This is a genomic window from Aeromonas sp. XH, assembly GCF_033348475.1.
Taxonomy (GTDB): domain Bacteria; phylum Pseudomonadota; class Gammaproteobacteria; order Enterobacterales; family Aeromonadaceae; genus Aeromonas; species Aeromonas sanarellii.
Genome location: NZ_CP137630.1, coordinates 2884588 through 2908335, shown reverse-complemented (window position 1 = coordinate 2908335; position 23748 = coordinate 2884588). Strand labels below are relative to the sequence as shown.

25 protein-coding genes and 1 pseudogene are annotated in these 23748 nt (G+C 61.1%); 16 read left to right on the top strand and 10 right to left on the bottom strand.

What is annotated here, in order from left to right; translation table 11 throughout:
- Positions 1–217: 217 nt before the first annotated feature.
- Positions 218–1180 (bottom strand): ion channel, encoded by a 963-nt coding sequence (locus tag R2B70_RS13355; protein WP_042076058.1) that lies wholly within the window; start codon positions 1178–1180, stop codon positions 218–220.
- Positions 1181–1239: 59 nt separating this feature from the next.
- A complete protein-coding gene (locus tag R2B70_RS13350) occupies positions 1240–2886 on the bottom strand; it encodes a response regulator (protein ID WP_042076055.1) in 1647 nt (548 codons plus the stop codon).
- A 270-nt stretch (positions 2887–3156) separates the two neighbouring features.
- Between R2B70_RS13350 and R2B70_RS13345 the strand changes: the two genes are divergently transcribed.
- Entirely contained in the window at positions 3157–3582 is a 426-nt protein-coding gene (locus tag R2B70_RS13345; protein ID WP_042076053.1) for an Hsp20/alpha crystallin family protein, read from the top strand.
- 45 nt (positions 3583–3627) lie between these two features.
- Here R2B70_RS13345 and R2B70_RS13340 read toward each other — a convergent pair whose 3' ends face one another.
- Positions 3628–4671 carry an FAD:protein FMN transferase gene (locus R2B70_RS13340; RefSeq protein ID WP_318161715.1) on the bottom strand — a complete coding sequence of 348 codons (1044 nt, stop codon included), beginning with the start codon at positions 4669–4671 and terminating at the stop codon, positions 3628–3630.
- Between the two features lie 301 nt (positions 4672–4972).
- Between R2B70_RS13340 and azu the strand changes: the two genes are divergently transcribed.
- On the top strand, positions 4973–5413 hold the full coding sequence (gene azu, locus R2B70_RS13335) for an azurin (RefSeq protein WP_216990648.1): 441 nt from the start codon (positions 4973–4975) through the stop codon (positions 5411–5413).
- A gap of 56 nt (positions 5414–5469) precedes the next feature.
- On the opposite strand, the gene R2B70_RS13330 is transcribed toward azu, so the two are convergent.
- Positions 5470–6027: a HutD family protein gene (locus R2B70_RS13330; protein WP_318161714.1), complete on the bottom strand. Its 558-nt coding sequence runs from the start codon at positions 6025–6027 to the stop codon at positions 5470–5472.
- A gap of 263 nt (positions 6028–6290) precedes the next feature.
- On the opposite strand from R2B70_RS13330, the gene R2B70_RS13325 reads away from it, so the two are divergent.
- Both R2B70_RS13325 and R2B70_RS13320 read left to right on the top strand, forming a co-directional pair.
- Positions 6291–7259 carry a nucleoside hydrolase gene (locus R2B70_RS13325; protein ID WP_318161713.1) on the top strand — a complete coding sequence of 323 codons (969 nt, stop codon included), beginning with the start codon at positions 6291–6293 and terminating at the stop codon, positions 7257–7259.
- 130 nt (positions 7260–7389) lie between these two features.
- The gene (locus R2B70_RS13320; protein WP_209794587.1) at positions 7390–7716 is read left to right on the top strand and encodes a DUF3634 family protein; all 327 of its coding nucleotides are present in this window, start codon (positions 7390–7392) and stop codon (positions 7714–7716) included.
- A gap of 90 nt (positions 7717–7806) precedes the next feature.
- On the opposite strand, the gene R2B70_RS13315 is transcribed toward R2B70_RS13320, so the two are convergent.
- On the bottom strand, positions 7807–8715 hold the full coding sequence (locus R2B70_RS13315) for a LysR family transcriptional regulator (protein ID WP_209794588.1): 909 nt from the start codon (positions 8713–8715) through the stop codon (positions 7807–7809).
- A gap of 119 nt (positions 8716–8834) precedes the next feature.
- On the opposite strand from R2B70_RS13315, the gene R2B70_RS13310 reads away from it, so the two are divergent.
- The 8 genes and pseudogenes from R2B70_RS13310 (at position 8835) to R2B70_RS13270 (ending at position 16812) form a co-directional block, all read left to right on the top strand.
- The gene (locus R2B70_RS13310; protein ID WP_042076037.1) at positions 8835–9278 is read left to right on the top strand and encodes a carboxymuconolactone decarboxylase family protein; all 444 of its coding nucleotides are present in this window, start codon (positions 8835–8837) and stop codon (positions 9276–9278) included.
- A 504-nt stretch (positions 9279–9782) separates the two neighbouring features.
- Positions 9783–10838 (top strand): cytochrome o ubiquinol oxidase subunit II, encoded by a 1056-nt coding sequence (gene cyoA, locus R2B70_RS13305; protein ID WP_084202631.1) that lies wholly within the window; start codon positions 9783–9785, stop codon positions 10836–10838.
- A 3-nt stretch (positions 10839–10841) separates the two neighbouring features.
- On the top strand, positions 10842–12818 hold the full coding sequence (gene cyoB, locus R2B70_RS13300; protein WP_318161712.1) for a cytochrome o ubiquinol oxidase subunit I: 1977 nt from the start codon (positions 10842–10844) through the stop codon (positions 12816–12818).
- Positions 12787–13434: pseudogene (locus R2B70_RS13295) on the top strand (cytochrome o ubiquinol oxidase subunit III); the annotation flags it as partial. The gene cyoB and the pseudogene R2B70_RS13295, both read left to right, overlap by 32 nt.
- 74 nt (positions 13435–13508) lie before the next feature.
- Positions 13509–13841, top strand: a complete 333-nt coding sequence (locus R2B70_RS13290) for a cytochrome o ubiquinol oxidase subunit IV (protein WP_042076034.1) — start codon at positions 13509–13511, stop codon at positions 13839–13841.
- Between the two features lie 8 nt (positions 13842–13849).
- Entirely contained in the window at positions 13850–14743 is an 894-nt protein-coding gene (cyoE, locus tag R2B70_RS13285; RefSeq protein WP_318161710.1) for a heme o synthase, read from the top strand.
- A gap of 281 nt (positions 14744–15024) precedes the next feature.
- Positions 15025–16386 carry an MFS transporter gene (locus tag R2B70_RS13275; protein ID WP_318161709.1) on the top strand — a complete coding sequence of 454 codons (1362 nt, stop codon included), beginning with the start codon at positions 15025–15027 and terminating at the stop codon, positions 16384–16386.
- A gap of 57 nt (positions 16387–16443) precedes the next feature.
- Positions 16444–16812: a DUF1428 domain-containing protein gene (locus tag R2B70_RS13270; RefSeq protein ID WP_103244539.1), complete on the top strand. Its 369-nt coding sequence runs from the start codon at positions 16444–16446 to the stop codon at positions 16810–16812.
- Positions 16813–16896: 84 nt separating this feature from the next.
- On the opposite strand, the gene R2B70_RS13265 is transcribed toward R2B70_RS13270, so the two are convergent.
- Positions 16897–18000 (bottom strand): YdcF family protein, encoded by a 1104-nt coding sequence (locus tag R2B70_RS13265; protein ID WP_318163354.1) that lies wholly within the window; start codon positions 17998–18000, stop codon positions 16897–16899.
- Positions 18001–18136: 136 nt separating this feature from the next.
- Complete coding sequence (locus R2B70_RS13260) at positions 18137–19063, bottom strand: LysR family transcriptional regulator (protein WP_318161708.1); 927 nt, start codon at positions 19061–19063, stop codon at positions 18137–18139.
- A gap of 67 nt (positions 19064–19130) precedes the next feature.
- Here R2B70_RS13260 and R2B70_RS13255 point away from each other — a divergent pair, with 67 nt between their 5' ends.
- A complete protein-coding gene (locus tag R2B70_RS13255; protein ID WP_318161707.1) occupies positions 19131–19619 on the top strand; it encodes a DMT family transporter in 489 nt (162 codons plus the stop codon).
- Positions 19620–19717: 98 nt separating this feature from the next.
- On the top strand, positions 19718–20152 hold the full coding sequence (locus tag R2B70_RS13250) for a DMT family transporter (RefSeq protein WP_318161706.1): 435 nt from the start codon (positions 19718–19720) through the stop codon (positions 20150–20152).
- A gap of 230 nt (positions 20153–20382) precedes the next feature.
- On the opposite strand, the gene R2B70_RS13245 is transcribed toward R2B70_RS13250, so the two are convergent.
- Both R2B70_RS13245 and R2B70_RS13240 read right to left on the bottom strand, forming a co-directional pair.
- Positions 20383–20625 (bottom strand): DUF3297 family protein, encoded by a 243-nt coding sequence (locus tag R2B70_RS13245; RefSeq protein ID WP_005302916.1) that lies wholly within the window; start codon positions 20623–20625, stop codon positions 20383–20385.
- Between the two features lie 102 nt (positions 20626–20727).
- Entirely contained in the window at positions 20728–20907 is a 180-nt protein-coding gene (locus tag R2B70_RS13240) for a hypothetical protein (RefSeq protein WP_318161705.1), read from the bottom strand.
- A 303-nt stretch (positions 20908–21210) separates the two neighbouring features.
- On the opposite strand from R2B70_RS13240, the gene R2B70_RS13235 reads away from it, so the two are divergent.
- Together R2B70_RS13235 and R2B70_RS13230 are read left to right on the top strand one after the other, a co-directional pair.
- Positions 21211–21381, top strand: a complete 171-nt coding sequence (locus tag R2B70_RS13235; RefSeq protein ID WP_318161704.1) for a hypothetical protein — start codon at positions 21211–21213, stop codon at positions 21379–21381.
- Positions 21378–22268, top strand: coding sequence for a site-specific DNA-methyltransferase (locus R2B70_RS13230; RefSeq protein ID WP_318161703.1), 891 nt, complete (start codon positions 21378–21380; stop codon positions 22266–22268). Before R2B70_RS13235 ends, R2B70_RS13230 begins: the two co-directional genes overlap by 4 nt.
- Here the strand turns inward: R2B70_RS13230 and R2B70_RS13225 are convergent.
- Positions 22245–23123: a hypothetical protein gene (locus R2B70_RS13225; protein ID WP_318161702.1), complete on the bottom strand. Its 879-nt coding sequence runs from the start codon at positions 23121–23123 to the stop codon at positions 22245–22247. The genes R2B70_RS13230 and R2B70_RS13225 overlap by 24 nt on opposite strands.
- Between the last annotated feature and the right edge of the window lie 625 nt (positions 23124–23748).

Sequence of the window (23748 nt, the reverse complement as noted above, 5' to 3'; positions counted from 1 at the left end):
ATTGGACTAGGAATCCGCGATGGATGCAAGTTCGGGGGCTGTGACTGGCGCAGCGGCTCGGTAACCTGTTCACGATCTGTCGCGAGAGGCTGTCAGCAAGGTGAAGCGCAGCGCAGGAACCGGAGTGTATATGTATACATGAGAGCTCCTGGCTACACATAAGCGAGCAGCACATGAGCCTTGGAAGCGGCTTCGCAGCAAGATCGTGGACAGGTTTTTAGCGGGTCATCTTCTTGACAAACACCACCACGAACAGCGCCAGCGTGAAGCTGCCGGTGAAGGCCTCGAAGGCGGCGAAGATCCGCGACAGGCCGACCGGGGTGAAGTCCCCATAGCCCAGGGTGGTGAAGGTCACCACGCTGTAATAGAGGCATTCCAGCAGGAAGATGGCGTTCTGCTCCAGGGGGGCGTCCGGGCGGTAGATGAGGTGGTTGCCCGCGAAGTTGAGGCCGCAGAAGAAGTAAAAGATGCTGCAGATGACGATGAGCAGCAGGGAGAAGAGCACCACCCGCATGGGGGCCTCGCCGTAGCCGCAGAAGAGATCCACTATCCAGGAGGCGAAGCGCTGATAGGACCAGAACGGCATCTGCAGGCGGCGCATGGTGAGCTCCTGCTGGATGTAGCGCCCGGACATGGTGAAGATGCCCTGGGCTTCCGAGGCCTTGCGCAGGTCCCGGTAGGTCTCTTCCGCCTCCTTGAACCAGACGCGGGCCTGTGCCGGGTCACGCTCGCGGCGCCCCTTTCTGTCCTGCATCAGCCGCCTGCCGGTGTCCAGGTTGTCGAGCCGGGTGTTCTTCCAGCGAATGCCGAGCAGGTTGACGTCGTCGAGGGTCGCACAGTGCAGGTTGGCCTCGCTGAGGTCGGCCTTCATCAGGCTGCCGCCCTTGATCCGGATGCCGTAGAGGTGGGCGCCACGCAGGTTGGCACGATAGAGGTTGCACTGCTCCAGCAGAAAGCCTTCCGGCGCCCCCTTGTTCACCAGGTTGAGGCCGGCCAGCTCGGCGCGGGCCAGTTGCAGGCCGTGGCACAGGCCCCCCTGGCGCACATAGTGCTCCAGCGCCTCGGCGGTGCCCGGGGAGTGGTGATCGCCCTTGGGATCGTGCCAGCGACACAGATCCTGTTCTCCCGCCTCTTCGCAGCAGTGGCGGCCATCGGCCACCAGGTATCGGCACATTCCCATGGCGTTGCCCCTCCCTTCCCTGAGTCAGTATCAGCATAGGTGAGGGGACGAGCGGCAGATCAGCTGCTCTGGTGGTATTCCTGGCGCAGCTTGCGAAAACGCTCCTGCTGGGCCGGGTTCAGGGGAATGCCCTCCAGCACGTCCAGGGTCTCCCTGCACTCGGCGCCAAATTCCGGGCTCTTGCGGTTCTTCTGCATCAGTTGCAGCAGCACCTGGATCTTGTTGAGGGCCGCCCCGGTATTGGCGGGAGCCCGGCGCAGCGCCTCGCGAAAATGGCCGAGGGCCTGCTCCAGCTCCCCGGCCTGATAGGCCTTGATCCCCAGATCGTTGAGTTGCTGGTAGCGCTGGCGGCGCTCCTGCACCGTCTTGTCGTCCCGGGTCACCCGGATGCAGGTGGTGAGCAGCCTGTCCTCATCCTCCGCCAACAGTCCCTGCAGGCTCTCGGCGTACTCGAACTCCCCGAGCTGGTAGAGGGCGAGTATGGTCTCGCCGAGCAGGGCGGGGGGCATGGTGTCCGGCTTGTCCAGCCAGTTCTGGTTCGCGCGATAGAGCATCTTCTTGCCCTTGAGCAGCTCCCCGAGGGCGATGCGCACCCTGGCCTGGCAGATCTGCTCGAACACCGGGTAGTTGAACTCCGCCATCATCAGGGAGTCGCGAATGCGCGACAGGGCCGAGTTCACCTGCTTTTGCAGGTTGGCGATGTGGTAGCCGTCGTTGCTGTTGAGGGCGTAGAGGGTCAGGGTTTGGATGTAGGCCCCGAGATAATGCGGCGTGCGGTGGATGGAGTTGCGCGACAGGTCGATGAGGGACAGCAGCACGTCCTTGGCCTGGGCGTAGTCGTGGCGCAGCAGGCAGACCTCTGCCAGCCGGCGGGAGAGCTGCACCGACTGGGGGGAGATGTCCACCGCCCGCCTGAGCTCCTGCTGGGCCTGCTCCTCCTTGCCCAGGGCCTGCAGGGACTCCGCCAGCCAGAGGTAGGCCTCCACCATCAGGGGTGTGTGCTTGAGGGTCGCCTGCAGGTGGCTCACCGCCTCCTCATGCAGCCCCAGGGTGTGGCACGCCTTGCCCAGGGTCAGCCGGGCCCAGCTGTTCTCCTGCCCCGCCAGCAGCTGGCGCATCAGGCTGCGGGCCTCCTTCGCCTGGCCCAGCTTGAGCTGGGTGTCGGCCTGCAGGCAGCGGCAGAAGTTGGCGAAGCGCGGCGCCGTGTCGGCCTGTCTGGCACAGGCCTCGACCAGGGCAGGGAGATCATCCCGGGTGAGGGCGGTGAAGACGCTCTCCAGGGCCTGGCGGCGGGCGAGGGCGCGTTTGAGGCGAAACGAGAACTGCTCCTGGGAGAAGGGCTTCATCAGGTATTCGTCGGGTTCGGCCTCCAGCGCGCTCAGCACCATGGCGCGGGAGCCGTCGCTGCTGACCATGATCACCACGCTCTGGGGGGGGATGAGCTTCTGGTCCCGCAGGCTCTCCAGCAACTGGCGGCCGTTTTCCCCGGACCCCAGCTCGTAGTCGAGCAGATAGATGTCGAAACTCTCTTTCTGGCAGCGGCGGCGCGCCTCGTCGGCGGAATTGGTGTAGGTGATCCGGTTGATGCCGATGTTGATCAGCATCGCCTTCATCATCATCTGAAAGGAACGCTGCTCGTTGACCAGCAGGATATGCCTGGACTTGGGCTGGGCTTTCTTCTCTGGTGCGGGATCCGGTGTCTGCATCTGTCTTGCATCAGGCGCTGCGGGCTGGTGAAGGAAGTGTGCCATCAAAGTCCGCAGACAGGCAATCGGACGCGGGCCGAGCCCCCGCTTTTTCCCGCCGGGAGCGGATCGCAAAAATGCACGCCGCACCCTTGATCTTCATCAAGGAGAGGCGAAATGGCAGTGGCGAAGGCCGGCCCGGTTTTTAGACTTGAAGAGAGGCAGATCCCGGCGTTCCGCAGAGGGGCGGATGCCCGTCCATGCCTCGTGTGTACCAGAAGGAGGAATCAAATGAGTTTGCTACCGAGCCGCACCAGCCTGTTTGATGACCTGTTCCACGACATGGCCTCCGGCTTCTATATCCGCCCCCTGCACGGGGACCCGCTGCCCAGCCAGATCAAGCTGGATGTGCGGGAGAGCGACGGCGGTTATCTGCTGCAGGCCGAGCTGCCCGGGGTTGCCCGGGAGGACATACAAGTGGACGTGCATGGCAAGCTGGTGACCCTGAAGGCGGAGATCCGCCAGTTTGACAGCCAGAACAAGGATGAACGTGCCCTGCGCAGCGAGCGCTACTTTGGCAGCGTGTCGCGCACCGTCGAGCTGCCGGTGGAGGTGTCACCGGAGCAGGTGAGCGCCAGGTTCGACAACGGCATCCTCACCCTGCGCCTGCCCAAACAGACGGTGACTCCGGCGCCCCACCGCATTCCCATCGAATAGCGGTACCATGATGTAAAGAGGCCCCGCCGTGCGGGGCCTCGTCGTTCATGGCTCGCTGCGCACCAGATAGGGGGCAAACTCGGGGGTGTGGCGCGCCACAAATCCCTGATCCGTCTTCTCGATGAGATAGACCGCGAGCCTGTGCTCCTTGGCAAAGGCCATCGCCCGCTCGGGCCCCATCACCATGAGGGCGGTGTCGAGGGCGTCGGCCTCCAGCGCGGTCGGGGTGATGACGCTGGCGGAGACCAGTCTGTGGGTCACGGGCTCGCCGGTGGCGGGATCGATGATGTGGGAGTAGCGCTTGCCGTCCAGCTCGTAATAGTTGCGATAGCTGCCGGCGGTGCTCACCGCCATGCCGTTCGGGGTGACCACGTCCTCGATGGCGCCCGGCCTGTCCGAGGGTTCGACGATGGCCACCCGCCAGGGGTTGCCCTTGGCGTTGCGGCCCTTGCTGCGCACGGCGCCCGCCACCTCGACGAGGTAGTTGTGCACCCCTCTTCGCTCCAGCAGGCCGGCTATCTCGTCGGAGGCCGCCCCCTCGCCCAGGGTGGAGAGGTCCAGATAGAGCCCCGGTATGGCCTTGCCGAGCAGGAAGTGATCTCCTTGGGGTGTCAGGCTCAGCTTGTCGATGCCGACCCTCGCCCTGGCCTGGGCGATCTGCTCGGCGCCGGGGCGCTGGGTCGGGCGCTTGTCCGGCCCGAAGCCCCAGAGGTTGACCAGGGGACCCACGGTGACATCCAGGGCGCCCAGGGTGAGGCGACCTGCGTCCATGCCCTGTTGCACAATCTTCGCCATGGTGGCCGGGATGACCTGGGGAGGCTGCCCCGTCCCCTGGTTGAAGCGGGAGATGAGGGAGGCGGGATCATAGGTGGAGATCTCCTGGTTCAGGCGCGCCAGCAGGGTCTCCACCTCCTGTTGCAGGGCGCCCTGTCCGCCGGGGAAGGGGTCGCTCAGAGTCACCGCATAGTAGGTGCCCATGGTGCTGCCCTGAATGCGGGTCTGGGTCGGGGCTGGCTGACAGGCGGCCAACAGCAGCATCAGGGAGAGCAGCAGGGTGCGCGGTGCCTGGCGCAGGGAAGAGGTGTGCATCTGTCATTCTCGCGGGAGTCGTCGACGGGTGAGCAGCTTAGCCAAGGGCGTTCGGGTTGGCGAGCTGGCCAAGGGCGCCAACCCTGCAAATAATTAAGCCGGACGGCCCGTTGACCAATCCGGTCCCTTGTCGTGATGCGGGGGAGAGGAGTGACCCGGCCCGCATCTTTGAGCAAAAACCGTCGTTCCCCGGTGACATCTGGGTACAATGAAGATCGATTTTGACAGCATCTTTGCCTGGTGCCGCTCGGACTTTCGAGGCGAGTTTGCTGTCTTCCATCGCCAATCAAAGGAGAAGATGATGAAAAAGGTGTTAGCCCTGCTGCTTCTGAGCTCCCTCGCCGCCCCCGCCCTGGCCGATGAGTGCGCATTGGTCATCGAAGGCAATGATGCCATGCAGTTCAACCAGAAAGAGATGAGCGTGCCGGCCACCTGCAAGGAGGTGACAGTGACCCTCAATCACACCGGCAAGCTGCCGGTGGCCAACATGGGTCACAACTGGGTGCTGGCCAATACTGCCGACTACCAGGCCGTCGCCACCGCGGGCATGAGTGCCGGTGCCGATCACGACTACCTGCCCAAGGACGACGCCAGGATCCTGGCGCACACCAAGCTGGTGGGAGGGGGCGAGAGCACCAGCGTCACCTTCAAGACCGAGGGGCTGGCAGGCAAGGATCTCACCTTCTTCTGCTCCTTCCCCGGCCACTTCGCCATGATGAAGGGCAGCTTCAAGGTAGGCTGATCCTCCCGCACTTCATGCCAATCAAAAGCCGGGATTGCCCGGCTTTTTTGTGCCCGCTATCTGGCGTGCAGGGTAAAGAAGGCGAGGGTGGTATTCTTCTGACACTCGAAGCGGATGCTCTGCTCGCCGTTGACCACCAGGGTTTCGTTGATCGCCACGGCCTGGCCTGCCACCGTCAGCTTGCCACTGAGCAGGTGGCAGAGGTAGGTCTTGTCCGCCTCCAGGGTGAGGGTGAGCGGGAAGGGGACGTTGAGCACCCGCACGTTGGCGCTGACGCGTTCGGGGTGGTAGATGAGCCCTAGATCCGTCACCTCTTTTTTCAGCAGTTCGCAGTGGGTCTCGTCATCGCCGCTGAAGTGGGCCGCCTCGAAGGTGGCATAGGGGTGGCCGTTGAGCACGAAGCCGGCGCCGCTGACGGGCAAGAGGATACGCTGATAGCCGGGAAATTTGGAGAAGGGGCCCGCCGTCTTGATGGGCGCCGAGCTCAGGCGGTAGTCGAAGTCGAGTTTGTCCAGGCTCGCCCCCTTGGGGGAGATAAGTATCTGGGCCGTGGTGCCCTGCCTGTTTTTCCAGGGCATCTTCAACTGGTCGGACTCTTTAATCAGGGTGATCACGATGGCGCCTCGGCGGGTGGATGAGAGAGGTGGACAAGGAGGCCAAGTGATACCACCCCGATTGCCCTCCGGCAAGGCGCAGGTCACCTCGGCAAGCCCGACTGGCCAGAATATGGCCGTTGTCCGGCCGGTGTTGGCATGGGCGCGTTCGGGAGCCGGGTTGATGCAGGCAGGGAGGCAGATGAGACGTCAGGGTTGTGATCCCGGCGCTGTTAAAGCGGCGCCGGCTCGCTACACTGGCTGCTCTGTCCAATGGAGGCCCCATGACCCACAAGATCATTCTGGATACGGATCCCGGCATCGACGACGCCATGGCCATTCTCTTTGCCGAGGCGCACCCTGCCATCGAGCTGCTCGCCATCACCACTGTGTTTGGCAACGCCACCATAGAAAACGGCACCCACAACGCGCTCTGGCTCAAGCAGAAATACGGCATGCAGGCGGACGTGGCCCAGGGCGCCGCCACCCCCCTGCGGCGCGACCCCGTGGGCCCCACCACTGTGGTGCACGGCCCCACCGGCTTTGGCGACGTGCAGGCCGGGGCGGTGACCCTCAGCCCGGATCCCCGTCCGGCTTGGCAATACATCGTCGAGACGGTGAAGGCCCACCCCGGCGAGATCACCCTGGTGACCATAGGGCCGCTGACCAATCTGGCGCTGGCGCTCGAGGCGGCCCCCGAGGTAGCCGCCCTGGTGAAGCAGGTGGTGGTGATGGGCGGCGCCTTCGGCGTCAACGGTCATCGCGGCAACGTGAGCCCTTATGCCGAGGCCAATATCCACGACGATCCGGAGGCGGCGGATCGGGTCTTCACCGCCGACTGGCCCGTGGTGATCATCGGGCTCGACGTCACCCAGCAGAGCTTCTTCAGCAGCGCCTACCTGGATGCGCTGCGGGACCAGGCGGGGGAGCCGGGCCGCTTCCTGTGGGACGTGAGCCGCTTCTACCTGCGCTTCTATTCCGAGCGGATCGGGCTCGATGGCTGCCACGTGCACGATCCGTCCGCCATCGCCTATGTGATAGATCCTTCCCTGTTCACCCTGAGGGAGGGGCCGGTGCGGGTCGTCGACAGCGGCCCCGCCATCGGCCATACCCTGCAGAAGTTCGATGGCAAGGCCCATCCCCACGACGGCTGGGCCGGCTATCCTGCCCAGCGGGTCGGGGTGGCGGTGCGGGATCAGGCGCTGCTGGCCCTCTATCGGGATACCCTGACTGCCTGGGGCAGGGGGCGCTGAGCTCGGCGCAGTGGGCCCTGTGGTCGGGCCGCGGGCGCTGTCCGGTGGGCAAAGCGTGATGCCCGCCAGATAACGGACCGCCGCCGCGCCCTATACTGACCCAGACAAGGATATGGATGGAGGATTGTGGATGGCCTGGCTCTCTTTGGTGGTGGCGATCGCCCTGATCTGGTGGCTGATGAAGCTGGGGCGTGGCGCCCTGTTCGAGATCCGGCTCGCGCCGGGCAAGGTGGTGGTGAAACGGGGCTCGGTGTCGCCGCGCTTCCTGGATCAGGTGAAGCAGATCCTGCGCCAGGATCCGGTGCGTGGCCGCATCCTGGGGCAGCGCGACGGCAGCGGCGTCAGGCTCGTCTTCTCCCGCTCCATCCCGGAGCCCGTGGCCCAGCGCCTGCGCAACGTCTTCCCCTACGGGGATTATCGCACGACCCCGGCGCCGGACGGGCGCAAGCCCCGCTGAGTCGTCGTGACGCCCCTCATGTCCGGACGCCGGGCCCTCTGCCCGGCGTCTGCTTTTTTCTGCCCGCCATCGACGAGGCGCTTGCCGCGATCAGCGCGGCCCTTGCAGGGGCGCCATCGCCTCGACCAGAAAGTCGATGAAGGCGCGGGCCTGGGGGGTGAGGAAGCGGCCGCCGCGAAACACCGCGTGGATCTCGTCGTGGCGATCCTCGTAGGGGGAGGCCTGCCACTCGGGCAGCAGCGGCACCAGGGTGCCGTCGTCCAGGCTCTGCTGCACCATCCAGCTCGACAGCAGCAGGATGCCACACCCCGCCCGGGCGGCGCAGAGCAGGGGCGTACCGCCGACCGAGGCGAGGTTGCCCTGCACCGCGACCCTGTGCCGCTCGGTGCCCCTTCGAAAGTGCCAGTGCTGACGCTGGCGGCCATGACCGCGAATGAGGCAGTTGTGGTGGGCCAGATCGGCGGGATGGGCGGGTTCGCCATGGCGCGCCAGATAGGCGGGGGAGGCGACCAGCAGGGCCCGGTTGGTGAGCAGGTGGCGGGCGTGCAGGCCGCTGTCCACGGGCCGTCCGATGCGCACCGCCACGTCCACGTTTTCGGCGTCGAGATCCACCAGGCGGTTGTCCAGCTCGATCTCGAGCCGCACCCCGGGATAGCGGGCTAGAAAGTCCGGCAGGCGGGGCGCCAGCCAGGCCGCCCCGAAGCTCTCGAATACCGAGACCCGAAGCGGCCCCTGCGGCGCCACCGACAGGGGCTGCAGGGATTGCACCAGCTGGTCGGCCTCCTCCAGCAGGGGCAGGGAGCGGGCGAGAAAGTACTCCCCCTGGCTGGTCAGCACCAACTGGCGGGTGCTGCGCTTGAAGAGCGGGATCCCCAGCTGCTGCTCCAGGGCATCGATGGCGCGGGTCACGGAGGAGGGGGCCAGGTTGAGGGCGCGGGCGGCACGGGAGAAGCTGCCCGACTCCACCACCTGGGCCAGGATGCGGATGCGATCCAGCATGGAGTCACCTTTGCGATATACGCAAAACTGTTGCAGGTTTTGTCGGTATTCTACCGGCGAGTGAAAGGGTGAACAATGGGCCCATCGCCCATGTCGGGCCTCTTCACGGGAGCATCACCATGTCACAACGTATCCAGCTTGCCAGCCAGATCCCTGCCGCCATCCAGGCCATGCGGGGACTGGAAGCCTATCTCGGCGGCACCGACATTCCCCTGTCGCTCAAGGAGCTCATCAAGCTGCGCGCCTCCATGATCAACGGCTGCGCCTACTGCATCGAGATGCACGCCGAGGTGGCGATGAAGCACGGGGAGAGTGCGCAGCGGCTGCTGGCGCTCGCCGCCTGGCGCGAGTCGCCGCTGTTCGATGGGCGGGAGCGGGCGGTGCTGGCCCTGACCGACGAGGTCACTTCGATCGCCGACCAGGGGCTCACGGAGCAGACCTATGGGGAGGCGCTGGCCCAATTGGGGGAGAGTCTGCTGGCCCAGTGCCTGATGCAGGCCGTCACCATCAATGCCTGGAACCGGATCGCCGTTGCGACCCGGATGGAACATGCCCATCCCTGAATGCCGACCCCTGGCGGGGCTCGCCTATCCTCTGCAACGGGTCCGATGAGGACCCGTTTTTCATGGCGGGTTCCGGAAAGAGAGGCGCTCTGTCCGCTTTGATCGGCCTCAGGAAGTTAATCATACGATTGTTTGATTAATTATTTTTTTATTCCTTTCCCGAATATGCGTATCCAGATCAAGGAAGCATGGGGTGGCCTGTGTATCGAAGAGGGGTTGTTTGGCTCTTTTTGTCACCACAGATCCGGTTGAAAATAGAGCGATGCGGTTGTTTCGGTTAATTAGTGGGCGTTTTTGGCGAAGGGATAAATTAACGGAAGATGAATCGTTCGAGTGTGATTTGAATAAATTGGTCATTGTCAAGGGATTAACATCTGACACGGCTTTCCATCACCTTTGGAACATTTTTGGGATTAATTTTTCATGTTGTTCACATGCCGCTCTGATGCAATAAAATGCTGCATTTTTTTATACCAATAAGCCTTCAAAAGATGAGGACATTGCATGAGACTCTTTGATGTGAAGAGGGGCTTGGGCGCTTTGCTGTTGCTCGCGACTGCCAGCTTGCTGAGCGGCTGCGACATGGCTCTGATGAGCCCCAAGGGGCAGGTTGGTCTGGAGCAGAAGTCACTGATATTGACCGCACTCGGCTTGATGCTGATCGTGGTGGTGCCCGTGATTGTGATGGCGGTGGCGTTCGCTTACAAATACCGAGCGTCCAACACCAGCGCCACCTATGCGCCGGACTGGGCCCACTCCAACAAGATTGAGGCAGTCGTCTGGACTGTGCCCGTCATCATCATCGCCATCCTGGCGGTGATCACCTGGAAAACCTCCCACTCTCTCGACCCCTACAAGCCGCTGGAATCCGACGTCAAACCGATCCAGGTCGATGTCATCTCCCTCGACTGGAAGTGGCTGTTCGTCTATCCGGAGCTGGGGATCGCCTCCGTCAACGAGCTGGCCTTCCCGGTCGACACCCCGGTCAACTTCCGGGTGACCTCCGACACCGTGATGAACTCCTTCTTCATCCCCCAGCTGGGCGGCCAGATCTACGCCATGGCCGGCATGCAGACCAAGCTGCACCTGATTGCCAACGAGGCGGGCGAGTACAAGGGCATCTCGGGCGGCTACAGCGGTGCCGGCTTCTCCGGCATGAAGTTCAAGGCCATCGCGACCCAGGATCAGGCCGGTTTCGACGCCTGGGTAGCCAAGGTGAAGGCCTCTTCCAAGGCGCTGAACACCATGGATGAGTTCGATGCCCTGGCCAAGAAGAGCGAAAACCACCCGGTGGAATACTTCGCCAGCGCCGATCCCAAGCTGTTCGTCAACATCATCAACAAGTTCATGGGCGGCATGTCCCATGGCGGTCACGACACCCAGAAAGCGGGCGCCGCGGACCACGAGGGCATGAACCACGAAGCCATGAATCATGACGCCATGAACCATGAGGCCCCGACCGAGGGTGCCATGGACGAGCAGGCCATGAACCATGACGCTCATGCCGGACACATGGCCATGTCGGCCGACAAGAGTGTGAAAGCAGGATCCGAGGAATAATCGATGTTTGGAAAATTGACACTCGAGGCTATTCCGTACCATGAACCCATCATCATGGTCACGATAGCCGGTATCATCTTGGGTGGGCTGGCCATTGCCGGTCTCATCACTTACTACGGCAAGTGGCAATATCTGTGGAAAGAGTGGCTGACCTCGGTCGACCACAAGCGCCTCGGTATCATGTATCTCATTCTGGGCATGGTCATGCTGCTGCGCGGCTTCGCCGACGCGGTCATGATGCGTGGTCAGCAGGTCCTGGCCTCCGCGGGCAGCGAAGGATATCTCAACGCCCATCACTACGACCAGATCTTCACCGCCCACGGCGTCATCATGATCTTCTTCGTGGCCATGCCGCTGGTGATCGGTCTGATGAACATAGTGGTGCCGCTGCAGATCGGTGCCCGTGACGTCGCCTTCCCCTTCCTAAACAACCTGAGCTTCTGGTTTACCGCCGCGGCCGTGGTGCTGATCAACGTCTCCCTCGGGGTCGGTGAATTCGCCCAGACCGGCTGGCTGGCCTATCCGCCCTTGTCGGGGCTGGAGTTCAGCCCGGGGGTCGGGGTCGACTACTGGATATGGAGTCTTCAGATCTCCGGTCTCGGGACCCTGCTGACCGGCGTGAACTTCTTCGCCACCATCATCCGCATGCGTGCCCCCGGCATGACCATGATGCGCCTGCCGGTCTTCACCTGGACCGCCCTGTGTGCCAACATCCTGATCATCGCTTCCTTCCCGATCCTGACCGTCACCATCGCCCTGCTCACCGCAGACCGCTACCTGGGTACCCATTTCTTTACCAATGACATGGGTGGCAACATGATGATGTACATCAACCTGATCTGGGCCTGGGGTCACCCCGAGGTGTACATCCTGGTGCTGCCGGTGTTCGGTATCTTCTCCGAAGTGGTGGCGACCTTCTGCAAGAAGAAGCTGTTCGGTTACACCTCCCTGGTGTGGGCGACCGTGGCGATCACCGTGCTGTCGTTCATCGTGTGGCTGCACCACTTCTTCACCATGGGCTCCGGTGCCAACGTGAATGCCTTCTTCGGCATCACCACCATGATCATCTCCATCCCGACCGGGGTGAAGATCTTCAACTGGCTGTTCACCATGTACCGCGGTCGCATCGAGTTCAGCTCCCCCATGCTGTGGACCGTCGGCTTCATCATCACCTTCACCGTGGGTGGCATGACCGGGGTGCTGCTCTCCGTGCCGGCCGCCAACTTCGTGCTGCACAACAGCCTGTTCCTGATCGCCCACTTCCACAACGTCATCATCGGCGGCGTGGTGTTCGGCTGCTTCGCCGGTATCACCTACTGGTTCCCGAAGGCGTTCGGCTTCAAGCTGGATGACGTCTGGGGCAAGCGCGCGTTCTGGTTCTGGATCACCGGCTTCTTCGTGGCCTTCATGCCGCTCTACGTGCTGGGCTTCATGGGCATGACCCGTCGCGTCAGCCAGAACATCGATCCCGAGTTCCACGGCTGGCTGGTGGTGGCCGCCTGCGGCGCCGGGCTGATTGCGCTGGGCGTACTGTGCCAGGTCATCCAGATCGTGGTCAGCATCCGCGACCGCGAGAAGAACCGCGACCTGACCGGCGACCCCTGGGGTGGCCGTACCCTGGAGTGGGCTACTTCCTCTCCGCCCCCCTTCTACAACTTCGCCATCGAGCCGAAGGTGAAGGGTCTGGACGCCTTCTGGGAAGCCAAGCAGGACGGCAGCGCCTATCGCAAGCCGGCCCAGTATGCCCCCATCCACATGCCCAAGAACTCCGGCGCCGGCGTCATCATCGCCGCCTTCAGCACCCTGTTCGGCTTTGCCATGATCTGGCACATCTGGTGGATGGCCATCGCCGGCTTCATCGGCATGATCGCCACCTGGATCATCCACAGCTTCAACGACGATGTGGACTACTACGTACAGGTTGACGAGATCGAGCGCATCGAAGGTCAGCATTTCGACAACATCAACAAGGTGGCTTAATTCCATGGCGACTGACGTACTACATCACTCTCACGGTGCCCATGAGGATGGGCACCACGATGCCGGTGCCACCAAGGTATTCGGTTTCTGGATCTACCTGATGAGTGACTGCATCCTGTTCGCGACCCTGTTCGCGACCTATGCGGTCCTGGTCAACGGCACTGCCGGCGGCCCCACCGGCAAGGACATCTTCGAACTGCCGTTCGTGTTTGCCGAAACCATGCTGCTGCTGCTGAGCTCCATCACCTTCGGGTTCGGCATGCTGGCCATGAACAAGAACAAGGTCGCGGCGGTCAACACCTGGCTGTTCGTCACCTTCCTGCTGGGTGCCGGCTTCATCGCGATGGAAATCTACGAGTTCCATCATCTGATCGTCAATGATGCGGGCCCGGATCGCAGCGGCTTCCTGTCTGCCTTCTTCACCCTGGTGGGGACCCACGGTATCCACGTGACCAGCGGCCTTGTCTGGATCATCGTGATGATGGTGCTGATCACCAAGAAGGGGCTGACCGAGCGCAACCGTACTCGCCTGATGTGCCTGAGCCTGTTCTGGCACTTCCTCGACGTGGTGTGGATCTGCGTCTTCACCGTGGTCTATCTGATGGGGGTCATGTAAATGAGCCATTCCGTTGACATTGACTGGGCCAGCCACGGCAGCGCTAGAACCTATCTGATGGGGGCAATGTAAAAATGAGCAATCATACCGTTGACAATCACGGCGCCAGCCACGGCAGCGTCAAGTCCTACCTGATCGGCTTCGTGCTGTCGCTCATCCTGACCGCCGTGCCGTTCTGGATGGTGATGGATGGCTCCGCCTCCCACGCCGTGGTGCTCGGCACCGTGGTGGCCATGGCGGTGGTGCAGATCTTCGTGCACCTGGTCTACTTCCTGCACATGAACACCTCGTCCGAGGAGCGCTGGAACCTGGTGGCACTGGTCTTTACCGTGCTCATCATCGCCATCGTGGTCGTGGGTTCCCTGTGGATCATGTACAACCTCAACATCAACATGATGGTTCACTGAGCGGGTTGATGATGATGAAGCAATACCTGCAAGTGACCAAGCCGGGCATCATCTTCGGCAACCTCATCTCGGTGATCGGGGGATTCCTGCTGGCCTCGAAGGGGAGCCTGGATGTGCCCCTGTTCCTCCTGACCATGGTGGGGGTGTCACTGGTGGTGGCCTCCGGTTGCGTGTTCAACAACTACATCGACCGGGACATCGACTGCATCATGGAGCGCACCAAGAACCGCGCCCTGGTGCGGGGGCTCATCGCCCCCGGTGTATCGCTCTGGTATGCGACGGCGCTGGGCGTTGCGGGCATTGCACTGCTCTACTTCGCGGCCAATCCGTTGGCCGCCTTGCTGGCGGTGCTGGGCTTCCTGGTCTATGTGGGGGTCTACAGCCTCTACATGAAGCGTCACTCTGTCTATGGCACCCTGGTCGGCAGCCTCTCCGGCGCCGCGCCGCCTGTCATCGGCTACTGCGCGGTGAGCGGTCAGTTCGACTCCGGTGCCCTGATCCTGCTGGCGATCTTCAGCCTGTGGCAGATGCCGCACTCCTATGCGATCGCCATCTTCCGCTTCAAGGATTACCAGGCCGCCAACATACCCGTGCTGCCGGTGGTGAAGGGCATTTCGGTGGCCAAGCACCACATCACCCTCTACATCCTGGCGTTTATGGTGCCGACCCTGATGCTGTTCCTCGGTGGCTACGCCGGTTACAAGTATCTGGTGGTGGCCACCGCGGTGAGCGTCTGGTGGCTGGGGATGGCGCTGTCTGGCTACAAGGCGGCGGTGGACGACTCCCTCTGGGCGCGCAAGCTGTTCATGTTCTCCATCGTCACCATTACTTGCCTGAGCGTGATGATGTCGGTGGACTTCCAGCCGGACGCAGCGCCGGTATTAGTGAGCATGCTGCCCTGACGCTGGAGCTGACATGTTCTCCATCGTCGTCATCATCCTCACCTGTCTGAGTGTAATGATGTCGGTGGACTTCCAGCCGGACGCAGCGCCTGTGCTGGTGAGCATGCTGCCCTGATAGTGTGAACTGCCCCCCTGAAATGCATGAAATCCAGAGCCGGGAACCTTCCCGGCTCTGCTATTATGGGCGCCGCCCTGCGAGGGGCATCGCCGACTTTTTCGGGGGTGGCCGAGATCCTGTCACCCCTTTCTTTCCCTCTTCTTTTTGACTCATCGAGGCCCTCATGAATGATTTCACCATGACGAGGGGCGAGCGACGCGCGACCTGGGCGCTCGGCTCCGTCTTCTCGCTGCGCATGCTCGGCATGTTTATGGTGCTGCCGGTGCTCACCACCTACGGCATGTCCCTGGCGGGCGCCTCCGAGGCGCTCATCGGGCTGGCCATCGGCATCTACGGCATGACCCAGGCCCTGTTCCAGATCCCCTTCGGCCTGCTCTCCGACAAGGTGGGGCGCAAGCCCCTCATCGTCGGCGGCCTGCTGATGTTTGCCCTTGGCAGCGTCATCGCCGCCCTGAGCGACGCCATCTGGGGGGTCATCGTCGGGCGCGCCCTGCAAGGGAGCGGCGCCATCTCCGCCGCCGTCATGGCGCTCCTGTCGGATCTCACCCGGGAGCAGAATCGCACCAAGGCCATGGCCTTCATCGGGGTGAGCTTTGGCATCACCTTCGCCATCGCCATGGTGACCGGCCCCCTCATCACCCATGCCCTGGGCTTGTCGGGCCTGTTCTGGCTCATCGCCCTGCTGGCCCTGGCCGCCATCGCCATGGTGCTCTGGGTGGTGCCGACCCCGGCGGCCCACCTGCAAAATCGCGAGTCCGCCATGGTGCGCGGCAGCTTTCGCACCGTGCTCACCAATCCTCGCCTGCTCAAGCTCAACCTCGGCATCCTCTGCGTCCACACCCTGCTGATGTCGAGTTTCGTGGCCCTGCCGCCCCTGCTGGAGCACGCGGGGTTGCCCCGTGACAGCCAGTGGCAGGCTTATCTGGTCACCATGCTGGTGGCCTTCGTGAGCGTGGTGCCCTTCATCATCTATGCCGAGAAGCACCGCCAGATGAAGCGGGTCTTCATCGGCTGCGTGGTGGTGATGCTGGCCGCCGAGCTGGTGCTCTGGCAGAGCGGTCAGCAGCTGTGGGGCCTGCTCGCCGGGTTGCAGCTCTTCTTCATCGGCTTCAACGTGATGGAGGCGCTGCTGCCGTCGCTGATCAGCAAGGAGTCCCCGCCGGGCTATAAGGGCACCGCCATGGGGGTCTACTCCACCAGTCAGTTCCTCGGGGTCGCCATCGGCGGCAGCCTCGGCGGCCTGCTCTACAGCCTGGGGGGTGGCCCCCTGGTGTTTGGCGGTTGCGCCGCCCTGGCCCTCGCCTGGCTCGGGGTGAGCCTCACCATGGCCGAGCCCCCCTACGTCAGCAGCCTGCGCATCGTGCTGCCGGAAGGGGTCGAGGCCACCCCGGCCCTGGAGCAGAAGATCCGCGCCTGCGAGGGGGTGAGCGACGTGCTGCTGGTACGCGAGGAGCACTCCCTCTACGTGAAGGTGGACAGCAAGCGCCTGACCCGCAGCGATCTGGAGCGGCTGGTCTCTCTTTGAGGGTGACCTGGGGCACGGCTGCTATGCTGAGATCCTCACTCACAGGAGGAAAGGCTCATGTCATATGTGGACGGATTCGTGATCGCCGTGCCGACGGTCAACAAGCAGGCCCTGATCGACCATGCTGGGCTGTTTGACCCCATCTTTCTCGAATATGGGGCCACCCGGGTGCTGGAGTGCTGGGGGGATGACGTGCCCCACGGCAAGCAGACCGACTTTTACCGCGCGGTGGCGGCCAAGGAGGACGAAAGCGTGGTCTTCTCCTGGGTGGAGTGGCCGAGCAAAGCGGTACGGGATGAGGCCATGACCAAGATGATGCAGGACCCCAGGATGGATCCGGCCAGCCCCATGCACCAGACCATGCCGTTTGACGGCGCCCGCATGATCTTCGGCGGCTTCACCACAGTGCTGGAACTCAAGGGCTGAGGCACGCCAGTGACACCCAGGCCCGTCAGATGATGAAAAAGCCCGCCATTCGGCGGGCTTTTTGCTGGGCGTCATGCCGGGGGATCAGCGCTCGATCAGCGGGGCCGAGCGGTAGCTCCAGAGGCCATAGGTGCGCAGGGCGTCCCGGTAGATGCCGAGCCGCTCCTCCGGGCTTGCCTTGGCCAGGGCGGAGAGGGGCTTGTCCGGGTAGGCGACGCTGTCGATGCGGATGTTCGCCGGGCCGCTCTGCCAGCAGGCTATTTCCAGCAGGGTCTGGCCCCGGCGCACATGGCTCGCCGAGCTCACCAGGGTGGCGAACTCAATCTCGTGGCGGGCGAGGGCATAACCGCTGTAGAGGGCGTTCTCCACCGTGCTGGTGGCGTAGTTCTCCTCGATGATGCGGGAGCGGTCGATGCCCTTTTTCGCCAGCCAGTCCGCCATCAGCTTGCCCTCGGTCTGGCGGTTCTGGGGCACGCCGCCGGTGAGGATGACGAGGGCCGCCGGATCGGCCTGGGCCAGGGCGCGGGTGGTCTCGAGGCGTCCCAGCAGGATCTCGTGCATGGAGCCATCGGGATTGAGGGCATAGCCCAGGGTGACGATGGCGCGGCGCCCCTTCTTCTCGCCGCGTCCCTGACGCTCCTTGAGGGGCGTGGCGATCACCCGGTCCACGGTGGCGAACAGCCGCTGCAGATCGGCGGCGCGACCGGCGTTGAGTTCGCCGACTCGCTTGAGGTAGCCATCGGCCTTGACCTGGTTGCCCTTGAAGCGCTGCCAGGTGGCGAGATAGGTGTTGATGTCCAGATCGTCCGGCGCGGCGCTCTGGGCCTGCTCGAACAGGGCGATGGCCCTCTCCACGTTGCCGTTGTAGATCTGGGCGTTGGCCGCCGAGACGAGCAGATCGGTGCGATAGGGCTCGAGCTGGTGAGCCTCCAGCAGCAGGGTGGTCACCTGCTCCATGTTGCTCGGTATCTTGGCGGTGAAGCCCGCATCGGAGACTCGGGCGGGGGAGTGGAAGATGCGGGCAGCGTCTGCCAGCAGCTGATCCACCACCTGGCGCTTGCTGATGAACTGCTCGTAATTCTGCTCCTTTTGCAGGGAGCGCACCGGGGCGGCCCAGGCATCGGGTGAGACAAAGAGCGGCAGCGCCAGCAGGCTGGCCAGGGTCAGGGCAATCGCGGTTTTCTTCATCATGGTACTCCACCTGGGGGGCCATGCCGTGGCATGACCCCGGAGTGCTTCTCCAATCAAAACAGATGCTTGGTTTGCTGCCTACTTTACTCCCTTCCCGATGAAAAAAACGTGAACCGTTCCGGTTATCGGGCCCTCAGCGCAGCCCCAGGCGCTCCTGCAGGAAGGCGAGCCAGGCCGCCACCTTGGCGGGCAGGTGGCGGCGCTTCGGATAGAGGCACCAGATGCCGTGCTCGGGCAGGGCATGGTCTGGCAGGACGGGTACCAGCCGCCCGGCGGCGAGATCCCGCGCCACGATGAAGTCCGGCATGTTGCCGATGCCGAGCCCCGCCAGCAGCGCGGTGTGGATGGCGTCGCTGTTGTTGACCTCGAAATTGCCCCTGGGGGTGATGGCCACCTCTCCTTCGGGCCCGTGCAGCCGCCACTGGGTGCCGCCGCGAAACAGGGAGTAGAAGAGGCAGTTGTGGCGCTCGAGATCCCTCGGGGTACGGGGCGTACCGGCCTTCGCCAGGTAGGCGGGGGAGGCGCACAATGTGCTGAGACAGGGAGCGAGGCGGCGGGCGACCAGGCTCGAATCCTCCAGCGCGCCGATGCGCACCGCCACGTCGAACCCCTCGGCCACCAGATCCTGCCGGGCGTCGCTCATCTCCAGCTGCAACTGCACCTCGGGGTGGAGGGCGAGAAACTCCGGGACAAGAGGGGCGATGTGGCGCCGGCCATAGACCATGGGCACAGTCACCCGCAGCAGGCCGCGGGGGGCCGATTGCAGGGCGCCGATGGCATCTTCCCCGTCGCTGGCCAGGCGCACTGCATGGCGCACCGTCTCGAAGTAGCGTTCCCCCGCCTCGGTGAGGGTGAGGGAGCGGGTGGTGCGATAGAGGAGCTGGCAGCCGAGGGCCTGCTCGAGCTGGCTCACCTTCTTGCTCAGCACCGACTTGCTGAGACCGAGTTGGCGGGCGGCGCCGGAGAAGGTGCCCGACTCCACCACGGCGACGAAGGCCGGGAGCAGGGCGAAGGCTTCCTGGTTCATGTTGTTCTCGATATGGAAATAATGTTGTTCCAAGAGGGTAGATTATCCCCATATCAAAAACAATTTACCCTGCTCGTCAGTTCAACCAAGGAGCAACCCCATGATCCCCCCGCTTGTTGACCGCGGCCCCGCCCGCCCCGCCCTCGGCCAGACACTTGGCCAGACCCTGGGCGCCCTGGCCGCCTTCGCTGCCGGCCTGCTGCTGGCGCTGATGATCGCCCAGAACGGGGCCCTGTCCCGCGCCACCGACCCCTGGCTCGCGAGCTGGCTGGCCCACGGAGTCGGCAGTCTGGTGGCCGGGCTCCTGTGGTGGCTGGCCCCAAGGCCCCCGATACCGGAGGCGGCCCCGCCCTGGGCCTGGCTCGGCGGTCTGCCGGGGGCGCTCACCGTGGTGCTGGCAGCCCTGTGCCTCAACTCGCCCCTGGGCATGGCGGGCACCCTGGCCCTGCTGCTGCTCGGCCAGCTGCTGTTTGGTGCCCTGTGCGATGGCCTCGGCTGGCTCGGGCTGGCCCGCCGCCGCCCCTCGGGAAAAGACGCGCTCGCCGCCCTGCTGGTGATGGCCGGCGCCCTGCTTATCGTGCTGCGTTAGGAGATACACCATGACCCTCTTGATCCTGCTGGGACTGCTCGTCGCCTTGCTGGTGCTGGCGGGCGCCCTCTTCATCGTGCTGCGTTAGGAGATACACAATGACCCTATTGATCCTGCTGGGACTGCTGAACGGCGTGGCGGTGAGCCTGTCGCGCACCCTCAATGGCCGCCTCGCCAGCGCCCGGGGCGCCATGACGGCCTCCCTTGCCAACCACCTGCTCGGCTTCGGGCTGCTCGGCGCCCTGCTCATCCTCAAGGGGGCGCCCTGGGAGCGGCTCGCCGGGCTCGATCCCTGGCTGCTGCTCGGCGGCGTGCTGGGGGCGCTGTTCGTCGCCATCAGCAGCTGGGCCATCGGTCGGGTCGGTGCCCTGGCCTGCGCACTGCTCATCGTCACGGGCCAGCTGGCGGGGGGCGCGCTGCTCGATGCCCTGGCCGGACGGCTGGCGGGGAGCGATCTGCTCGGCATTCTGCTGGTGCTGGCGGGCGCCGCGCTGCAACGCTGGCAGGGCGGTAAGTCGCGCTCCCGAGGATGAGCGGCGATGGCGTGGGTAAACCGGCAGGGATGGCAAGAGCGCCGCCCTTGCCTAGACGGAAAAGGCTACCCGCCAGCCGGATCACGGCACTGGTTGCAAGGAAAGAAATGAAGGAAAGGAAGGGAAGCCACCCGCGAGCCGGGGCCAGCCCCAAAAGCAGAACACCGGCGCAAGGCCGGTGTTCTGAACAGCATGGCGGCGGGCCCGGCGGGGCGCGCGGTCAGGGCCGCTTAGGCGTAGAAAGCCTCGACGGTGCCCTTGACGGTGATCAGCATGGGGTTGCCGTAGCGATCCTTGGCCTTGGGGGAGGGGATCTTCACCCAACCTTCGCTGATGCAGTACTCCTCGACATTGGTGCGCTCCTTGCCGTTCACGCGAATGCCGATCTCGTGCTGGAAGCACTCCGCCACATGGTGCGGGCTGCGCGGGTTGGCCGCCAGGCGGTCGGGCAGTGCAGGTTTGTTGTCGCTCATTTTATTTACCTGAGTGTGATAAAAAGTGGGTCATTGTAGGCAATGCCCGCCATGGGCTCAAGGCAGCGTCGGCGCTGCCTTGAGAATGTCTGATGAGGTCGGTCAGGAGGCGCGCCAAGCCGTGATCCTGCCATAGGCGGTGCCAGCCAGAGTGACAAGAAATATGACGACATAGCTCCAGAGCGGCGGGTCGAAATAGAGATCCTCCGGCAGGCTGCAAAGATAGAGGAAGGTGACTGCCAGAAGCAGTTTTAACAGAAGCTGGATGACAGTTTTTATCATGATCACAGGTTTTTGCTGAGTGAAGGGGTAAGGGGCCTGGTTGTAGCTGTATGGATGGTAACTCGCTAGAGTGTCGATCCACTCTATTGAGTGGGAGCATTGCCGTTTCTCAGGATGTGGTGCTCAATATAGTGGGAGTCCCAATTCAGTTGGCTATGGCTTGTTTCAAGTGGTGTGGTACGGCACTAACAGTGTGATAAGCGTTTCTGTGAAACGAAGCGTAACAAAGTCCGGTTGACCGCTTTGTTAGGCTATGTTAGCCTGCAACAAATATACCTGGGGTATGTAACAACACGAAATCAAATGGACGATATCAAACAAATTCATATAAAGCTAGAAGCTAAGTTGCACCAAGCATTGAAGCTCGAAGCTGCTTTTAATAACCTGACATTGCAAGAAATTGTTGTTGAGTTAATTAGACAAAGAATATTGAGAAGTGAGTTCTCAACACTAATTGAGGACAACGAAAAATGAAAGTTAATGAATTGGCAAACCAAATATTTGTTGGGAACTCACTGCTGACACTGCAAGTCATACCTTCAAATTCAGTTGACTGCATAGTGACCAGCCCGCCATATTTTGGTCAGCGAGATTATGGTGTGAATGGCCAAATTGGAAATGAAAAAACGCCAAATGAATATATAGACAATCTCGTATCCATATTCTCAGAATGCCGTAGGGTTTTGAAAGATACGGGAAGTCTTTGGTTAAACCTTGGAGACAAGTATCACAATGGCAATCTGCTTGGTATGCCTTGGCGAGTAGCCATTGCTCTTCAAGATGATGGTTGGATACTTAGGAATGATATTATCTGGCACAAACCTAACGCCATGCCGCATTCCGCCAAAAATAGACTTACGACAGACCATGAATATATTTTTTTCTTCACAAAAAAGAGTAAAGATTATTATTATGATCAAGATTCCATTCGGGAAGAACATGTAACCTTTTCAGAAAGCAGCAAAATGAAAGGTGGAAGAAATCATTTTGGAAAGAATGGTGGCACGCCAGAAAAAGGAAAGAATGGCGGAAATAGCAACCTGCATGACGGTCGGTGGGATCAGGCGTTTCACCCCAACGGACGCAACAAGCGCACTGTATGGAATGTGGCATTATCGAAGTTCAGGGGAGCACATTTTGCTGTATTCCCTGAAAAATTAATTGAGCCATGCATTCTTGCGGGATGCCCAAAAAATGGGCTTGTAATGGACCCATTTTTTGGAGCTGGTACGACTGGTTTTGTTGCCAATAAAAATTCACGTAAATTTGTTGGACTAGAAATTAATCCAGAATATGCGGAAATTGCAAAAGATAGATTATCTAACGTTCAGATAGATTTATTGAATGTTGTTGAAAGCTAAAACAAGTTCTTCTAATTTAGCTTCAAGTAGAGGGTTTATCTTATCTACTTGATTTGGATTGATCTGTATATAGATGTAGCTCTCACAAGGGAGCTCATCTAGATTTCCTGCCCATGATTCAGCGATAACAACAGGAACACATTCGAAACCATTTCGATGAGCTACAGAAATGGATTTGTGTATATCTCGCGTAAATAATAAAGCATGACCTCCACCCATAGTCTCTCTAGTTTTTACTGGCATTAAGATTTTTGCTCTCTCACCAACTACCTCTATATCATAAGTCTCATCATTAATTCTTACCTCATTGTCGGTTACTTTTAGTTTAAGATTATGCTTCTTGAACAAATCTCTTAACTGAGTTCTTACGATGGCCTCGAAAAGGCCACCCTTTAACGCCCTTCTGCTACCTTCTAGCCGCTGAAGCATCACTTCAGATATAGCTGGCCACTCCCATTGTTCTTTATTTGGAAATAATGGGGAGACATATTTTATGATCTTATTTATGACCCAAGTACGTTTTTCTTGAATATTTCCATTAAGAGATGAAACTATAGGCTGCAGCCTTTGTTGAGGCGCGTCACGCAGAACCCAGGTGATAAAAAACCACTTTGACTTACTCTCGTTATACGGTCTTGCTATTCCATCAAATAGAGTGTTTGTAAATGGTGTCTCGAAATATGAATTGACTACATCTACGACTTTTTTTTCATCAATTTCCGAAACGAAAGCATGAATGCCGTTATATCCCTTCCCTTTTAGGAACCCTAAGAACTCATCAAAGAATGGCTTATTTTTATTTACGACTAAGATAAGTTCTTTAAGCCTTAAATTCTCTACTACTAATTCTGTCAATTTAATCTCCTCATCTTGACACTGGTTTGTATGCCTAACAATGACTACATGGAAAGCGGCACTAATACCTTAATACCACTTTCCATATAACATCGTGCAACTCTAACAGCTGATATAAAAAATCATACTTCGAATCGAGGCATTACCGTCCGACTTCTGAAGCTTAACGTGTTCGCTTGACTTCTTCTTTTTGCTACAGCATGTACACTGTACAGAAAAACAGATAAGTCGTGAGTTATGACAAGTGCAGGCGATGCTACCGCCCCTGAGTTCCAGCACCCAGTTCGCTGCTTTTCACCCGCGAGATAGCAACAATTGCTGACATGACGCTCTCCCCAGAGGTTGATTGTCGTTTGTCTATCTTAAGGGGCCGGATTGAGACATGCAAAGAGGAAGTTGATAGAAACCTGAGCTGGTTCAACCAATTAATGAAAACTGTTGCTTAAGTGAGCTATTGGGTTAGTGGGTGGTGCGGAAATAACCCTCACCCCAACCCTCTCCCGGGGGGAGAGGGGGCTTGTTTGCGGTTAGACGGGAGCTGAGGGCTGGCGCGTTTTTGATCCCCCTCCAAGCTGCCGAGTCGAGCTCAATGGGTCAGGAGCGCCGTCAGGGATGACGGCGCAGT

Excerpts from the sequence above, each read along its gene's own strand:
- R2B70_RS13320 (WP_209794587.1), top strand. The coding sequence starts at position 7,390 with ATGGCCTGGCTCTCTTTGGTGGTGGCGATCGCCCTGATCTGGTGGCTG.
- R2B70_RS13270 (WP_103244539.1), top strand. The coding sequence starts at position 16,444 with ATGTCATATGTGGACGGATTCGTGATCGCCGTGCCGACGGTCAACAAG.
- R2B70_RS13235 (WP_318161704.1), top strand. The coding sequence starts at position 21,211 with ATGGACGATATCAAACAAATTCATATAAAGCTAGAAGCTAAGTTGCAC.
- cyoA (WP_084202631.1), top strand. The coding sequence starts at position 9,783 with ATGAGACTCTTTGATGTGAAGAGGGGCTTGGGCGCTTTGCTGTTGCTC.
- R2B70_RS13240 (WP_318161705.1), bottom strand. The coding sequence starts at position 20,907 with ATGATAAAAACTGTCATCCAGCTTCTGTTAAAACTGCTTCTGGCAGTC.
- R2B70_RS13230 (WP_318161703.1), top strand. The coding sequence starts at position 21,378 with ATGAAAGTTAATGAATTGGCAAACCAAATATTTGTTGGGAACTCACTG.
- R2B70_RS13255 (WP_318161707.1), top strand. The coding sequence starts at position 19,131 with ATGATCCCCCCGCTTGTTGACCGCGGCCCCGCCCGCCCCGCCCTCGGC.
- R2B70_RS13315 (WP_209794588.1), bottom strand. The coding sequence starts at position 8,715 with ATGCTGGATCGCATCCGCATCCTGGCCCAGGTGGTGGAGTCGGGCAGC.
- R2B70_RS13325 (WP_318161713.1), top strand. The coding sequence starts at position 6,291 with ATGACCCACAAGATCATTCTGGATACGGATCCCGGCATCGACGACGCC.
- R2B70_RS13350 (WP_042076055.1), bottom strand. The coding sequence starts at position 2,886 with ATGCAGACACCGGATCCCGCACCAGAGAAGAAAGCCCAGCCCAAGTCC.
- R2B70_RS13310 (WP_042076037.1), top strand. The coding sequence starts at position 8,835 with ATGTCACAACGTATCCAGCTTGCCAGCCAGATCCCTGCCGCCATCCAG.
- R2B70_RS13345 (WP_042076053.1), top strand. The coding sequence starts at position 3,157 with ATGAGTTTGCTACCGAGCCGCACCAGCCTGTTTGATGACCTGTTCCAC.
- R2B70_RS13265 (WP_318163354.1), bottom strand. The coding sequence starts at position 18,000 with ATGAAGAAAACCGCGATTGCCCTGACCCTGGCCAGCCTGCTGGCGCTG.
- cyoB (WP_318161712.1), top strand. The coding sequence starts at position 10,842 with ATGTTTGGAAAATTGACACTCGAGGCTATTCCGTACCATGAACCCATC.
- R2B70_RS13250 (WP_318161706.1), top strand. The coding sequence starts at position 19,718 with ATGACCCTATTGATCCTGCTGGGACTGCTGAACGGCGTGGCGGTGAGC.
- R2B70_RS13340 (WP_318161715.1), bottom strand. The coding sequence starts at position 4,671 with ATGCACACCTCTTCCCTGCGCCAGGCACCGCGCACCCTGCTGCTCTCC.
- cyoE (WP_318161710.1), top strand. The coding sequence starts at position 13,850 with ATGATGATGAAGCAATACCTGCAAGTGACCAAGCCGGGCATCATCTTC.
- azu (WP_216990648.1), top strand. The coding sequence starts at position 4,973 with ATGAAAAAGGTGTTAGCCCTGCTGCTTCTGAGCTCCCTCGCCGCCCCC.
- R2B70_RS13275 (WP_318161709.1), top strand. The coding sequence starts at position 15,025 with ATGAATGATTTCACCATGACGAGGGGCGAGCGACGCGCGACCTGGGCG.
- R2B70_RS13290 (WP_042076034.1), top strand. The coding sequence starts at position 13,509 with ATGAGCAATCATACCGTTGACAATCACGGCGCCAGCCACGGCAGCGTC.
- R2B70_RS13355 (WP_042076058.1), bottom strand. The coding sequence starts at position 1,180 with ATGGGAATGTGCCGATACCTGGTGGCCGATGGCCGCCACTGCTGCGAA.
- R2B70_RS13245 (WP_005302916.1), bottom strand. The coding sequence starts at position 20,625 with ATGAGCGACAACAAACCTGCACTGCCCGACCGCCTGGCGGCCAACCCG.